The sequence below is a fragment of the Thermomonas fusca genome, assembly GCF_005862345.1.
GTDB lineage: Bacteria > Pseudomonadota > Gammaproteobacteria > Xanthomonadales > Xanthomonadaceae > Thermomonas > Thermomonas fusca.
Window position 1 is genome coordinate 1 of record NZ_SROY01000019.1, and the last position, 549, is coordinate 549.

Below are 549 nucleotides of genomic sequence, written 5' to 3' on the forward strand. Positions count from 1 at the left end.
GTTTTCCGAGGTGGTGTTCAGGTTGCTGATCACCGAGCTGAAGCGGTTCTGGATCGCACCCAGCTCGGCGCGCGAGCCGTTCACCGCGGTCAGGGCGGAATCCATGATCCCGATGGCTTTCTGCGCCCCGGCGAAGGTGGAGATATCGACGTCGTCGACTTGCGAGGCAGTGGTGGCAGCGGTGGTGGCGCCGGTCAGGCCGCTGTTGGCCACAGTGCCGCCGACGACGGTGTCGACGCCAGCCTTCAAGGACTTCAAGGTCACGCCATTGGAGCCGTTCGCCTCGGCAAACACGCCGGTTTCGCCCATCTTCTCATTGATGGTGGCGGCCAGCTTGGCTGCGCCTGCCGCATCGGCAGTGACGGTCACGTCCCCGATGGTCTTGCCGTTGATGGTCAGCCCGGACACGGTGCCGGCGACGACAACAGCGCCAGCGACATCGGTCGCGAAGTTGGTGGCACCCAGCGCGCTTGTCTGCGCACTGGCGATGTTGTCAACGGTGATCAGCTGCCCGGCGTTGGCGCCGACCTGGAAGGCCTGGCCGGCGAA

At 65.6% G+C, this 549-nt stretch carries 1 protein-coding gene; it reads right to left on the minus strand.

Features of this window, described 5'->3' with window-relative positions; genetic code table 11:
- A partial coding sequence (locus E5S66_RS13520; RefSeq protein WP_281278291.1) for a flagellin occupies window positions 1-549 on the minus strand: 549 nt, incomplete at both ends.